Consider the following 12553-nt stretch of genomic DNA (forward strand, 5'->3'; position numbering starts at 1 on the left):
TCATACCTCCTGCGCCGGTGGTTTTGCCGCGCCTTCGGGGGCCCTGGGCGCCTGCGGCACCCCTGCCCGTTTGCGCGAACGGCTGGCCAGGCTGGGCACCAGGCCTTTCGGCATGAAGATCATGGTCGCCATCAGGATCACGCCAAACACCACCGTTTCCCAGCCTTCAAAACTGGACAGCAGCTGCGGCAGGATCGTCAGCAGGGCCGCGCCGATGATGGAACCGAAGATCGACGCCATGCCGCCCACAACCACCATCGTCACCAGCTCGATCGAGTGGAAGAAGCCCGCCAGGTTGGGCGTGATGAAACCGATGTAATGGGCACTGATGCTGCCCGCGATGCTGGCAATGACGGCCGACAGCACGAACACGCGTACCTTGAAGCGGGTCGTATCGACGCCGACCACGCGGGCCGCCACTTCCGAACCGTGGATGGCCTGCAGCGCGCGGCCGACAGGCGAATCGATCAGGTTCAGGGCCAGCCACGTCACCAGCAACAGCAGCACGGCGCACAGGATGTACCACGATTTTTCGCCGGCGATTTCTAGCCCGGCGACCGAGAAGGCGGACACGCCGATGCCGTCCGGGCCGCCCGTCCACTGCGTCTCGTTGTTGATGACGATGGAAATGATGATGCCCAGGCCCAGGGTCGCCATGGCCAGGGTGTGGCCCTTGAGTTTCAGCACGGGACGCGCCAGCAGCAGGGCAAGCAAGCCCGTGGCAACCGCTCCTGCGGCCAGCGCGGCCAGCGGCGGCCAGTTGTAGTGCGTGGTCAGCACGGCAGACGCATACGCGCCCAGGCCGTAGAAACCGGCGTGGCCCAGGCTGATCTGGCCCGTATAGCCCATCAGCAGGTTCAGGCCGATGACAACGATGGCGTTCAGGGCAATGCGAATCGCCACGTCATAGTAGAACGCATTGGTGAGGAACAGGGGCAGGATGGCCAGCACCAGGGCCAGCAACAACAGGCCACCGTGGCGTGAGCGGGCAAAGAAACTCTTCATACACGCTCCGAATTTTTAGCGCCAAACAAGCCTTGCGGCAGGAAGAACAGGATCAATAAAATCAGCACAAAGGGGACGGCATCTTTATAAGCCGACGAGATGTAGCCGGCCGTCATGGCTTCGGCGATGCCGAGGATCAGGCCACCGGCAATCGCGCCCGCGCCACCGCCCAGGCCACCGAGGACGGCGGCGACAAAGCCTTTCAGGCCCAGCATGATGCCCGCGTCATACGAGGTGTACGTGATCGGTGCAACGAGGATGCCGCCGGCAGCGCCCAGCAGGGCCGACAGGCCGAACGAGAACAGCAGCACCTTGCGCGTGTTGATGCCCACCAGTTGCGCGGCCAGCTTGTTGTGGGAGGTGGCCAGCATGGCCTTGCCCATCAGCGTGCGGCCGAAGAACCAGCCCAGCACCAGCACGATGACGACGGTGACGCCCAGCACCCACAGGCTTTGCGGCAGCAGGCTGGCACCCAGGAATTCGATCGGCGCGTCGCCGGAAAACGCGGGCAGCGAATGCGTGTCCTTGCCCAGCCAGATTTGCACCAGGCCGCGCAGCACGAGCGAGGCGCCAATGGTGATGATCAGGAGCGTGATGACCTGTGCATTTTGCGCCGGTTCGATCACGGTTTTTTCCATCAGCAGGCCAACGATACCGGTGGCGATGACGGCCAGGATGATGGCCAGCGGCAGCGGCACGCCGGCGGCCGACATCACGGCAGCCAGCATCCCGCCCAGCATGATGAATTCGCCCTGGGCGAAATTGATCACGCCGCTGGTGTTGTAGATGATGGTGAAGCCCAGCGCCGCCAGCGCGTAGGCGGAACCGACCGTCATCCCGGAATACAGAAATTGTAGAAATTGTGCGACTTCCATGGTGTCTCCATTATGTTCGGCTATGCGCGGACCGCCTTCGAGGGCGGCCCGCGCAGGTACTTCTGGCTTACATCATTTCGACAATTGCCATTCGCCGTTCTTCACTTCGACCATGCGGAAAGCCGACAGATCCAGGCCCATGTGGTCTTTGGCCGACATGTTGAAGACGCCGGTGGTGCCGACAAAACCCTTGGTCGACTCCAGCGCCGCCCGCACTTTGTCGCGGTCCGTGCCGCCGGCGCGCTTGATGGCGTCGACCGACAGGTTCAGGGCGTCGAGCGCATAGCCGCCAAAGGTCGATGGGTCGATCTTGTAGCGGTCCTTATACGTCTTGTCGTAGCCGACGACGATCGCCTTTTGCGCGTCGCTGTCCGGCAGCATGGCGCCGATCAGGAGGGCTGGCGTCGGCAGACGCACGCCTTCGGCGGCCTTGCCCGACAGTTTCAGGTATTCGTCGGACGCCACGCCATGCGACTGGTACAGCGGCAGCGCGGCCATCCCCAGCTGGCCATAGTTCTTGGTCACGACCGCCGGGCCCTGGCCCAGGCCGAAGACGAAGACGGCTTGCACGCCAGCAGTATTCTTGATGCGCGTGAGCTGCGCCGTGATGTCCGTGTCTTTCGGGCCGTAGGTTTCATCGGCCACCAGCGTGATGCCGTATTTCGAGGCGACGATTTGCGATTCCTTGCGGCCCGAAGCGCCAAAGCCGCTCGTTTCCGACAGCAGGCCCACCTTGCTGATACCGCGCTTCTTCATGTCCTCGAACACCTTCTCTGCCGCCATGCGATCCGTATGCGGCGTCTTGAACACCCATTTCTTGACCGGATCGATGATGACCACGGCGCCGGCCAGCGAGATGAACGGCATGCTGGCGCGCTCCACCAGCGGCGCCATCGCCATCGTCGCGCCGGTGGTGGTGCCGCCGATCAGTACATCGACCTTGTCGGACTCGATCAGGCGCTTGGTAAAACCGTTGGCCTTGGCGGCATCGCTGCCGTCATCGTAATGCACGAGTTCCAGCTTGCGTCCCAGGACGCCGCCGGCCGCGTTGATCTTCTCGATATACAGCTGCAGGGTTTTCAGTTCCGGGTCGCCCAGGAAGGCGGCAGGCCCGGTGACGGACAGCACGGAACCGATCTTGATGTTATCGGCCGCATACGCGCCCACGGCGGACATGGCCAGCACGCCGGCGATCAGGGTTTTCTTGAAGATATTGGCAATCATTGTGGTCTCCACCAGGTTGGCACTACGGTCAAATTGGGTGGTGCTATCTTGCACCTTGTTTTATATACTGCTTTTATACGCGTTCAATAACGACGGCAATACCCTGCCCCACGCCGATGCACATGGTGCACAGCGCATAACGCCCGCCCGTGCGTTCCAGCTGGTTCAGGGCCGCCATCACCAGGCGCGCGCCCGATGCGCCCAGCGGGTGGCCGATGGCGATCGCACCGCCATTCGGATTTACGTGGGCCGCATCGTCCGCCAGCCCCAAGTCGCGCGTCACCGCCAGTGCCTGCGCCGCAAACGCTTCATTGAGTTCGATCACGTCCATCTGCTCGATGCTCAATCCCGTTTGCGCCAGCACCTTGCGCGACGCGGGCGATGGACCAAAACCCATGATGCGCGGCGCCAGGCCGGCCGTGGCCATGCCCAGTACCTTTGCGCGCGGCGTCAGTTTGTATTTGTCGACGGCGGCGGCGGACGCCAGCAGGATGGCGCAGGCGCCATCGTTCAAGCCCGAGGCATTGCCGGCCGTGACCGTGCCGTCCGGCTTGACCACGCCCTTGAGCTTTGCCAGCATGTCCAGCGAGGTGTCGGGGCGCGGATGTTCGTCGCTGGTGACCATCTTCGGCTCACCCTTTTTTTGCGGCACGGCGACGGGCACGATTTCGCGCTCGAACACGCCTGCCGCGTGGGCGGACGCCCAGCGCTGCTGGCTGCGCAGGGCCAGCGCATCCTGGTCGGCGCGGCTGATGCCAAATTCCACGGCCACGTTTTCCGCCGTTTCCGGCATGGTGTCGATGCCGTACTGCGCCTTCATCTTGCCGTTCACAAAACGCCAGCCCAAGGTCGTGTCTTCGATTTTCGCCGCGCGCGAAAACGCGCTGTCGGCCTTGCCCATCACGAAAGGCGCGCGCGTCATGCTTTCCACGCCACCGGCGATGATCAGTTCCGCCTCGCCCGCCTTGATGGAACGGGCAGCCATGCCGACGGCATCCAGGCTGGAGCCGCACAGGCGGTTGATGGTATTGGCGGGCACTGCCGCCGGCAAGCCGGCCAGCAGCGCAGCCATGCGGCCCACGTTGCGGTTGTCCTCGCCCGCCTGATTGGCGCAGCCGTAGAACACGTCGTCGATGGCGGCCCAGTCGACGGACGGGTTGCGGGCGATCAGCGCGGCAATCGGCAGCGCACCCAGGTCGTCCGCGCGCACGCTGGACAGCGCGCCGCCATAGCGGCCAAACGGAGTGCGTACGGCGTCACAGATAAAAGCGTCATTCATGTCTGGTTCCTTGTTCGGGCGGGCTATCAGGAAAAAATCTTCGGGCGCTGGTCAACCACGCGGCGGGCCTTGCCCGTGAGGGTGCGTTCGATGCCGGCGGCGGCCACGAGGCGCACGCGCGTGCTCACGCCCACGTGTGTCTTGATGCGGTGTTCCAGCTCGCGCGCCAGCGCGTCCGTTTCACTGGCCGAGATGGTGGCAGTGAGGTCGATACGCAGCTCGGCGACCACTTCCAGCTTGTCGAGGTGGCCGTCGCGCGTGACCACCAATTGATACTGTGGCGCCAGCTTCGGCATTTTGAGGATCAGCTCTTCGATCTGCGTGGGGAAGACGTTCACGCCGCGGATGATCAGCATGTCGTCCGAGCGGCCCGTGATCTTGCCGATGCGGCGCATCGAGCGCGATGTCGGCGGCAGCAAGCGGGTCAGGTCGCGCGTGCGGTAGCGGATGATGGGCAGCGCTTCCTTCGACAGCGAGGTAAACACCAGCTCGCCCTCTTCGCCGTCCGGCAGCACTTCGCCCGTTTCCGGATCGATGATTTCCGGGTAAAAATGGTCTTCCCAGATGACGGGACCGTCCTTGCTTTCGATGCATTCGGATGCCACGCCAGGGCCCATCACTTCGGACAGGCCGTAGATGTCGACGGCGTCGATGCCGGCACGCGCCTCGATTTCCGAGCGCATGGCGTCCGTCCATGGCTCGGCGCCGAAGATGCCCACCTTCAGCGACGATTCGGCCGGGTCCAGACCCTGGCGCGTGAATTCCTCGATGATGTTGAGCATGTACGATGGCGTAACCATGATGATCGACGGCTTGAAATCCTGGATCAGTTGCACCTGCTTTTCCGTCTGCCCGCCGGACATCGGAATGACCGTGCAGCCCAGGCGCTCGGCGCCGTAATGCGCGCCCAGGCCGCCCGTGAACAGGCCATAGCCGTAGGAGATATGCACCATGTCGCCCGCGCGGCCGCCGCCGGCGCGGATCGAGCGCGCCACCACGTTGGCCCAGGTATCGATGTCGTTCTGCGTGTAGCCGACCACCGTGGCCTTGCCCGTGGTGCCGCTGGACGCGTGGATGCGCACCACTTGCTCGCGCGGCACGGCGAACAGGCCGAACGGGTAATTGTCGCGCAAGACCTTTTTATCGGTGAACGGGAATTTGGCCAGGTCGGACAGCGATTTCAGGTCGTCCGGATGCACGCCCGCTTCGTCAAAAGCGGCGCGGTAATGGGGCACGTTGTCATACGCGTGCTTGAGCGTCCATTTCATGCGTTCGAGCTGCAGCGCCTGCAGTTCATCCTTGCTGGCGCGCTCGATCGGCTCGAGGTCATTCGGTGCTGGGGTTCTCTGGACCATCTCTGTCTCCTGATTCGGTTCTATAACTATGTAATTCGTTCCGGCAGTTCAAGCCTGCTCTTGTACCTTCAATTGCTGATGACTTCACCCGCCACGCGAATCGACTTGCCACGGAAGAGCGCAATGGCGCGCCCTTCCTGGTTGCTGACCTTGACGTCGTAGACGCCGCTCTTGCCGGCCAGCGCCTGCTCGACGGCGTGCGCCGTCAGCACGTCGCCTTCGCGGCCCGGCGCCAGGTAATCGATGGTGCAGCCGGCTCCCACGGTGTTCATGTTGTAGCTGTTGCAGGCAAACGCGAAGGCGCTGTCGGCCAGGGCAAAGATAAAACCGCCATGGCAGGTCTGGTGGCCATTGAGCATGTCCGGGCGCACCGTCATCGTCATGCGCGCATGGCCGGGTCCCACTTCGGCCAGGGCGATGCCCATGGCGGCGGTGGCGTTATCGCGCGACAGCATGGAGGCAGCGGCCGCTTCGGCCAGGGCTTGTGCGGTCATGTTATGGTCTTCATTCGGCATGGAAGCGATCTCCATTGGCAAGTTTGCGGCGCAGCAGCGGCGAGACCCGGTAGCGGTCTTCGCCATAGCCTTGCGCCAGGTGGTGCAGCACCGACACGATGTGCTGGACGCCGACGGCATCGGCCCAGGCCAGCGGGCCACGCGGGTAATTGACGCCCTTCTGCATGGCGATATCGACGGCGGCCACCGTGCACACGCCCTGGTTGACGGCGTCGGCCGCCTCGTTGGCCAGCATGGCGACAGTGCGCATGACGGCCAGGCCAGGCACGTCGTCCAGGCGCGTGACGATGAAACCGGCCGCCTGGAACAGGCCGACGACAGCCGCATAGGCGGCGTCGCTGCACTGGTCCGCACGGGCCACGGCAATGCGCCGGGCACCGGCGTAATCGAGCGCCAGGTCGAACAGCACCGTGTCCGGATGCTGGTTGTCGTGCGCGCGCTGGGTGGCGCTGCGGCCATCGGTCAGGTAAATCGCGGCGCCATGGCAATGCAGGGCCGGCGCCTCGTCGTGCGCCTGGCCTTCCTGCGTCACGCGGCGGCTGACGGTGATGCCCGCCTGCTCCAGGCGCTGCACCAGGCTGTGGATGATGCCGCTGTGGCCACGGCCATCGCCACCGATGGCGGCCGACAGGGCGACGAATTCGGGCTTGGCCTGCGCGCCTTCCGCCTGCGCCACGGGGGCAACGGCGCCTTCGCCATACAGGTAAAAACCGCGGCCCGATTTACGGCCGAGGAAACCGGCGTTGACCATTTCCTGCTGCAGCACGGACGGCGTGAAGCGCGGATCGTTGAAATAGGCGCCGAACACGGATTGCGTGACGGAGAAATTGACGTCGTGGCCGATCAGGTCCATCAGCTCGAATGGCCCCATGCGGAAACCGCCCGCTTCGCGCAGCACGGCGTCGATGGTGGCGGCGTCGCCCGCCTGTTCGTTCAGCAGGCGCCAGCCTTCCGCATAGAAGGGACGGGCGACACGGTTGACGATGAATCCGGGCGTCGATTTTGCATGCACGGGGTTCTTGCCCCAGGCAATCGACGTGTCATACACGGTGGCGGCCACTTGCTCACTGGTGGCCAGGCCACTGATCACTTCGACCAGCGCCATCAGGGGTACGGGATTAAAGAAATGCATGCCGACCAGGCGTTCCGGGCGGCGCAGCTTGGCGGCGATGGCCGTGACGGAAATCGACGACGTGTTCGTCGCCAGGATGCAGTCGTCGCCGACCAGCGCTTCCAGTTCCGCGAACAGACCGCGCTTGACGTCGAGATTTTCCACGATGGCTTCCACCACCAGGGATGCATCGCTCACATCGGCCAGGCTGCCAGCCGCCTGCAGGCGCGCCGTGGCGGCAGTAGCTTCGTCAAACGTCATGCGGCCCTTCTCGGCCAGCTTCGCATACATCTTGCCGATATCGGCCAGCGCCTTGCTGACGGCTTCTGCGCGCGTGTCGTACAGTTTTACGCGGTAACCGGCGGCGGCGGCCACCTGCGCGATGCCGGCGCCCATGGCGCCGCTGCCGATGACGGCGACGATACTGTTGTTGTCCAAAGCTGCCATATCAATGTCCCTTGAATTGCGGTGCGCGCTTTTCCATGAAGGCGGCAACGCCTTCGCGGTAATCGTCGCTGTTACCGAGATCGCTCATCATGCGCGCTTCCAGCGCCAGCTGCTGCGGCAAGGTATTGGCGCCGCTGGCGGCCAGTGCCTGCTTGGTGTAGGCCAGGCCCTTGGTCGGCGCCGTGGAAAAGTGCACGGCCAGCTTGCGCGTTTCTTCCGCCAGTTGGGCATCCTCGACGCATTTCCAGATCAAGCCCCAGTCTTCCGCTTTTTCCGCCGTCAGTTTTTCACCGAGCATGGCCAGGCCCATGGCGCGCGCGGAACCGATCAGGCGTGGCAGGAAAAAGGTGCCGCCCGTGTCCGGGATCAGGCCCAGCTTGCAGAATACTTCGACGAAGCTGGCCGACTTGCCGGCGATGACGATGTCGCAAGCCAGCGCCAGGTTGGCGCCCGCGCCAGCGGCCACGCCGTTGACGGCGCAGATCACGGGCATCGGCAGCGCTTTCAGGGCCAGCACCAGCGGCGCATAGTTCTTTTCCACCGACTCGCCCAGGTCCACGCCCTTCGAGCCGGGTTCCACGGCGCGGTCGGACAAATCCTGGCCCGCGCAAAAGCCGCGGCCCGCGCCCGTCAGCACGAAGACGCGCACGGTGCTGTCGGCATTGACTTTCGCAATCGCGTCGCGCACTTCCTCGTGCATGGCTTGCGTAAAACTATTGAGTTTGTCGGGACGGTTCAGGGTCAGCGTGGCGATGCCCTGCTCGATGGTGAAGAGGATGTTTTGGTAGGTCATGGCGTCTCGCTTGTGTAATAGGTAAGGCAGGGCCCGTGCCCTGCACCAGCTTATTCAGCCTGGTCGAAGTCGACCACGACCTTGTCTGTGAGAGGAAAACTCTGGCAACTGAGGACAAAGCCGCGCGCCACTTCGTAGTCTTCCAGCGCGTAGTTGACGTCCATTTCAACCTTGCCGTCGAGGATCTTGCAGCGGCAGGTGGAGCACACGCCGCCCTTGCAGGAGTAGCGCATGTCGATGCCCTGCCGCAGGCCCGCGTCGAGGATGGATTCCTTGTCCTTGTCCATGGTGAAGGTGGTGTGGTTGCCATCCATGATGACGGTCACTTCCGTTTCCTGCACCACGCCCGCGTCGAGCTGCGCGCGCGGCTTGTGGGCGTTTTTCGGGATGCTGGCGGCGAACAGTTCAATCTTGATATTCTGCTTGGGCATGCCGGCAGCCTGCAGGGCAGCGGAGACACCGAGCATCATGTCTTCCGGGCCGCAGATGAAGGCGTTGTCGTAGTCTTCGACTTTGATCCAGTGCTGCAGGAATTGCTCGCATTTTTCCTGCGTGATGCGGCCGTTGAACAATTCGATGTCCTGCTGCTCGCGGCTCATCACGTAGACCAGGTTCAAACGCTCCAGGTACAAGTCCTTCAAGTCCGTCAATTCTTCCTTGAAGATGACGGACGACGAGGCGCGGTTACCGTAGAACAGGGTGAAGCGGCTCAGGGGTTCCGTCAGCAGGGTGGTCTTGATGATGGAGAGGATAGGCGTGATGCCGCTGCCGGCCGCAAACGCCAGGTAGTGCTTGCGGTTGACGCAGTCGAGCGGCACGTTGAAGTGGCCCATGGGCGGCATCACCTCGATGGTGGCGCCGGCTTTCAGGGTATCGTTCGCCCAGGTGGAGAACGCGCCGCCCGGCGTGCGCTTGATGGCCACGCGCAGGGTGCCGTCCTGCACCGCCGAGCAGATGGAATACGAGCGGCGCACGTCTTCCGCATTGATATTGGCGCGCAGGGTCAGGTGCTGGCCCTGCTGGAAGCGGAACTGCTGCTGCAGCTCGGCTGGCACGTCGAACGTGACGGCGATGGTGTCGCGCGTTTCGTTGCGCACATTCGCTACGCACAGCGGATAAAATTTACTCATGCTTCATCTCCAGTTTCTTCGGAACGTGTGCCTGATTTTTTTAGTGGCACTTGAAGTAGTCAAACGGTTCGCGGCAAGCCAGGCACTTGTACAGGGCCTTGCACGGCGTGGAGCCGAACTGGCTGGTCAGTTGCGTATGCGTCGAGCCGCAGTTCGGGCAGATCACGTCCAGCTTTGGCATCGCTTGACGTTTTACGCCACCCTTCAAGCCGCTGATGTCGATCACCTGCTGCTGCGGCGGGGCGATGCCATAGCCTTTCAGCTTGGCCTTGCCCGCTTCGCTCATCCAGTCCGTGGTCCATGCGGGCGCCAGCTGGTTCACCAGGGTCACCTTGGCCACGCCATGGCTGCGCAAGGCATCCGTGACGGCGTCGGCGATCACTTGCATGGCCGGGCAGCCCGAATACGTGGGCGTGATCGTCACGATGCATGCGTCGCCATCCGTGACTTCGACGGCGCGCACGATGCCCAGGTCCACCACCGAAATGACGGGGATTTCCGGGTCCGCGACGTCGCCGAGCCAGGCCCAGACCTGGGCGGCGTCCAGCGCCGCAGCGCCAGCGGCCGTGTTCATTACCACTCCGCCCCGGGATAGGCGCGCTGCAGGAACTGCATCTCGGCCAGGATAAACCCCAGGTGCTCCGTGTGCGTGCCCTGCTTGCCGCCCTTTTGCATCCAGGCGTCGGGCGCCGGCATGACAAGCGTCGCCTCGGCGAAGATCTCGGCCACGTGCTCCAGGAAAGCCCGGCGCAGCACGTCCGATGGCGGCGCGATGCCGGCGGCGACCATGGCCTGGTCGACGGCGTCGTACTGGAACATCTCGCCCGTGTACATCCACAGCTTGTCGGCGGCAGCCTGCGTCTTGGCATGGCTGTCGGCCGTGCCGTCGCCGAGGCGCACGATCAGGTCACCGCTGCGGCGCAGGTGATAGGTCACTTCCTTGATCGACTTTTGCGCCACCTCGACGATGCGCGCATCCGTCGATTTCGTCAGTTCCAGCAGCTGGAAGTAGTGCCAGCTGTCGAAGAAGAACTGGCGCATCATGGTGTCGGCATAATTGCCGTTCGGCTGTTCGACCAGCAGGCAGTTCTTGAAATCGTGGGCGTCGCGCAGGAAGGCGATATCGTCCTCGTCGCGGCCCGCGTTTTCCAGTTCGGCCGCGTAGCTGAACCACAAGCGCGTCTGGCCCAGCAAGTCCAGCGCCACGTTGGTCAGCGCCATGTCTTCTTCCAGCGCCGGACCCTTGCCGCACAGCTGCGACAGCTGCTGACTGAGGATCAGGGCATTGTCGCCCAGGCGCAGCAGGTAATCGAACTTTTGTTGAGTGACCTTGTCATCCATTGCAGGCGCTCCCATCACAGGTTCTTGACTTCTTCCGGCATCGGGAAGAAGGTGGGATGGCGGTACACCTTGCTGTTCGACGGCTCGAACAGGGCGCCCTTGTCGCCGGGGCTGCTGGCGACGATATCGGCCGCGCGTACCACCCAGATGCTCACGCCTTCATTGCGGCGCGTGTAGACGTCGCGCGCATGGTTGACCGCCATGGTGGCGTCGGAAGCGTGCAGGCTGCCCACATGCTTGTGCGCCAGGCCGTGCTGGCTGCGGATGAAAACTTCCCACAAAGGCCATTCTTTGCTCATGTTGCTATCCCCTATCTGTCTTATGTATTTACGCTGCCGCTTTGTTAGCAGCTTGCTTGTCTGCATACGCGACCAAGGCATCGCGGAACCATGCGCCGTCTTCATACGCTTTCACGCGCGTTTGCAGGCGTTCGCGGTTGCATGGGCCATTGCCCTTCAGGACATTGTTGAACTCGGACCAGTCGATCTCGCCGAATTCATAGTGGCCCGTTTCCGCATTGAATTTCAGGTCAGGATCGGGCACCGTCAGGCCCAGGTATTCGATTTGCGGCACGGTCTGGTCGACCATTCGCTGGCGCAATTCATCGTTCGAGAACAGCTTGATGCGCCATTGCGCCGATTGGGCGCTGTTGACGGAGGCGGCGTCGGACGGGCCGAACATCATCAGCGATGGCCACCACCAGCGGTTCAGCGCATCCTGCGCCATGGCTTTCTGCGCCGGCGTGCCCTTGCACAGCGACATCATGATGTCGTAGCCCTGGCGTGCATGGAACGATTCCTCCTTGCAGACGCGGATCATGGCGCGCGCATACGGCCCATACGAGCAGCGGCACAGGGGAATCTGGTTGATGATGGCGGAACCGTCGACCAGCCAGCCGATGGCGCCCATGTCGGCCCACGACAGGGTCGGATAATTAAAGATGCTGGAATACTTGGCTTTGCCCGAGTGCAAGGCGGCCAGCAAGTCGTCGCGCGACACGCCCAGGGTTTCCGCGGCGCTGTACAGGTACAGGCCGTGGCCCGCTTCGTCCTGGATCTTGGCCAGCAGGATGGACTTGCGTTTCAGGGTCGGCGCGCGCGTGACCCAGTTACCTTCTGGCAATTGGCCGACGATTTCCGAGTGCGCGTGCTGCGAAATCTGGCGGATCAGGGTCTTGCGGTAGGCGTCCGGCATCCAGTCCTTGGCCTCGATCTTGATGCCTTCGTCGATGCGTGCCTGGAAAGCGCGCTCTTCCTGGCCCATGTCGTCGAGGGAACGGACGTTCTTGAGGCCGGTTTCAACCATTTGTGCGTACATGATCTGTCTCCCATGTCTTTGATTTTGCGCAGCAACGCGGTGCGATGAACAGATAATACGATACAAAAAACGATTTGCATACACTTGATATGAATCATTTTAAAAATTCGTATCTTGTGCAGCTTTTTTGTGCGTATGATATTGCTTATGAGAAAACACTA

Annotated in this window: 13 protein-coding genes; all 13 read right to left on the reverse strand. The window is 62.9% G+C overall.

Going from position 1 to position 12553, the window contains the following annotated elements; translation table 11 throughout:
• Window positions 1-1005, reverse strand: a complete 1005-nt coding sequence (locus CSQ92_RS17515; RefSeq protein WP_099394907.1) for a branched-chain amino acid ABC transporter permease — start codon at window positions 1003-1005, stop codon at window positions 1-3.
• Window positions 1002-1880, reverse strand: a complete 879-nt coding sequence (locus CSQ92_RS17520) for a branched-chain amino acid ABC transporter permease (protein ID WP_034780386.1) — start codon at window positions 1878-1880, stop codon at window positions 1002-1004. The genes CSQ92_RS17515 and CSQ92_RS17520 overlap by 4 nt, the downstream gene beginning before the upstream one ends.
• Before the next feature lie 72 nt (window positions 1881-1952).
• Window positions 1953-3104, reverse strand: a complete 1152-nt coding sequence (locus CSQ92_RS17525) for an ABC transporter substrate-binding protein (RefSeq protein ID WP_034780388.1) — start codon at window positions 3102-3104, stop codon at window positions 1953-1955.
• Window positions 3105-3177: 73 nt separating this feature from the next.
• Window positions 3178-4383, reverse strand: a complete 1206-nt coding sequence (gene pcaF / locus CSQ92_RS17530) for a 3-oxoadipyl-CoA thiolase (protein ID WP_099394908.1) — start codon at window positions 4381-4383, stop codon at window positions 3178-3180.
• Window positions 4384-4409: 26 nt separating this feature from the next.
• Window positions 4410-5738, reverse strand: coding sequence for a phenylacetate--CoA ligase PaaK (paaK, locus tag CSQ92_RS17535; RefSeq protein WP_070254579.1), 1329 nt, complete (start codon window positions 5736-5738; stop codon window positions 4410-4412).
• 68 nt (window positions 5739-5806) lie between these two features.
• Window positions 5807-6232, reverse strand: a complete 426-nt coding sequence (gene paaI, locus CSQ92_RS17540) for a hydroxyphenylacetyl-CoA thioesterase PaaI (RefSeq protein ID WP_370385414.1) — start codon at window positions 6230-6232, stop codon at window positions 5807-5809.
• A gap of 10 nt (window positions 6233-6242) precedes the next feature.
• Window positions 6243-7811: a 3-hydroxyacyl-CoA dehydrogenase PaaH gene (gene paaH / locus CSQ92_RS17545; RefSeq protein WP_099394909.1), complete on the reverse strand. Its 1569-nt coding sequence runs from the start codon at window positions 7809-7811 to the stop codon at window positions 6243-6245.
• Window position 7812: 1 nt separating this feature from the next.
• A complete protein-coding gene (paaG, locus tag CSQ92_RS17550) occupies window positions 7813-8604 on the reverse strand; it encodes a 2-(1,2-epoxy-1,2-dihydrophenyl)acetyl-CoA isomerase PaaG (RefSeq protein ID WP_034780396.1) in 792 nt (263 codons plus the stop codon).
• Between the two features lie 50 nt (window positions 8605-8654).
• Window positions 8655-9734, reverse strand: a complete 1080-nt coding sequence (gene paaE / locus CSQ92_RS17555; RefSeq protein ID WP_099394910.1) for a 1,2-phenylacetyl-CoA epoxidase subunit PaaE — start codon at window positions 9732-9734, stop codon at window positions 8655-8657.
• A 40-nt stretch (window positions 9735-9774) separates the two neighbouring features.
• Window positions 9775-10308, reverse strand: a complete 534-nt coding sequence (paaD, locus tag CSQ92_RS17560; protein WP_070281626.1) for a 1,2-phenylacetyl-CoA epoxidase subunit PaaD — start codon at window positions 10306-10308, stop codon at window positions 9775-9777.
• Entirely contained in the window at window positions 10308-11075 is a 768-nt protein-coding gene (gene paaC / locus CSQ92_RS17565; RefSeq protein WP_099394911.1) for a 1,2-phenylacetyl-CoA epoxidase subunit PaaC, read from the reverse strand. The genes paaD and paaC overlap by 1 nt, the downstream gene beginning before the upstream one ends.
• A 14-nt stretch (window positions 11076-11089) precedes the next feature.
• Window positions 11090-11374, reverse strand: a complete 285-nt coding sequence (paaB, locus tag CSQ92_RS17570) for a 1,2-phenylacetyl-CoA epoxidase subunit PaaB (protein WP_034746356.1) — start codon at window positions 11372-11374, stop codon at window positions 11090-11092.
• Window positions 11375-11402: 28 nt separating this feature from the next.
• The gene (paaA, locus tag CSQ92_RS17575) at window positions 11403-12392 is read right to left on the reverse strand and encodes a 1,2-phenylacetyl-CoA epoxidase subunit PaaA (protein ID WP_058048221.1); all 990 of its coding nucleotides are present in this window, start codon (window positions 12390-12392) and stop codon (window positions 11403-11405) included.
• Between the last annotated feature and the right edge of the window lie 161 nt (window positions 12393-12553).

The sequence above is a fragment of the Janthinobacterium sp. BJB446 genome (assembly GCF_002735655.1).
Lineage (GTDB): Bacteria > Pseudomonadota > Gammaproteobacteria > Burkholderiales > Burkholderiaceae_D > Janthinobacterium > Janthinobacterium lividum.

Coding starts and splice junctions, on each gene's coding strand:
- CSQ92_RS17515 (WP_099394907.1), bottom strand. CDS start 1,005: ATGAAGAGTTTCTTTGCCCGCTCACGCCACGGTGGCCTGTTGTTGCTG.
- CSQ92_RS17520 (WP_034780386.1), bottom strand. CDS start 1,880: ATGGAAGTCGCACAATTTCTACAATTTCTGTATTCCGGGATGACGGTC.
- CSQ92_RS17525 (WP_034780388.1), bottom strand. CDS start 3,104: ATGATTGCCAATATCTTCAAGAAAACCCTGATCGCCGGCGTGCTGGCC.
- pcaF (WP_099394908.1), bottom strand. CDS start 4,383: ATGAATGACGCTTTTATCTGTGACGCCGTACGCACTCCGTTTGGCCGC.
- paaK (WP_070254579.1), bottom strand. CDS start 5,738: ATGGTCCAGAGAACCCCAGCACCGAATGACCTCGAGCCGATCGAGCGC.
- paaI (WP_370385414.1), bottom strand. CDS start 6,232: ATGACCGCACAAGCCCTGGCCGAAGCGGCCGCTGCCTCCATGCTGTCG.
- paaH (WP_099394909.1), bottom strand. CDS start 7,811: ATGGCAGCTTTGGACAACAACAGTATCGTCGCCGTCATCGGCAGCGGC.
- paaG (WP_034780396.1), bottom strand. CDS start 8,604: ATGACCTACCAAAACATCCTCTTCACCATCGAGCAGGGCATCGCCACG.
- paaE (WP_099394910.1), bottom strand. CDS start 9,734: ATGAGTAAATTTTATCCGCTGTGCGTAGCGAATGTGCGCAACGAAACG.
- paaD (WP_070281626.1), bottom strand. CDS start 10,308: ATGAACACGGCCGCTGGCGCTGCGGCGCTGGACGCCGCCCAGGTCTGG.
- paaC (WP_099394911.1), bottom strand. CDS start 11,075: ATGGATGACAAGGTCACTCAACAAAAGTTCGATTACCTGCTGCGCCTG.
- paaB (WP_034746356.1), bottom strand. CDS start 11,374: ATGAGCAAAGAATGGCCTTTGTGGGAAGTTTTCATCCGCAGCCAGCAC.
- paaA (WP_058048221.1), bottom strand. CDS start 12,392: ATGTACGCACAAATGGTTGAAACCGGCCTCAAGAACGTCCGTTCCCTC.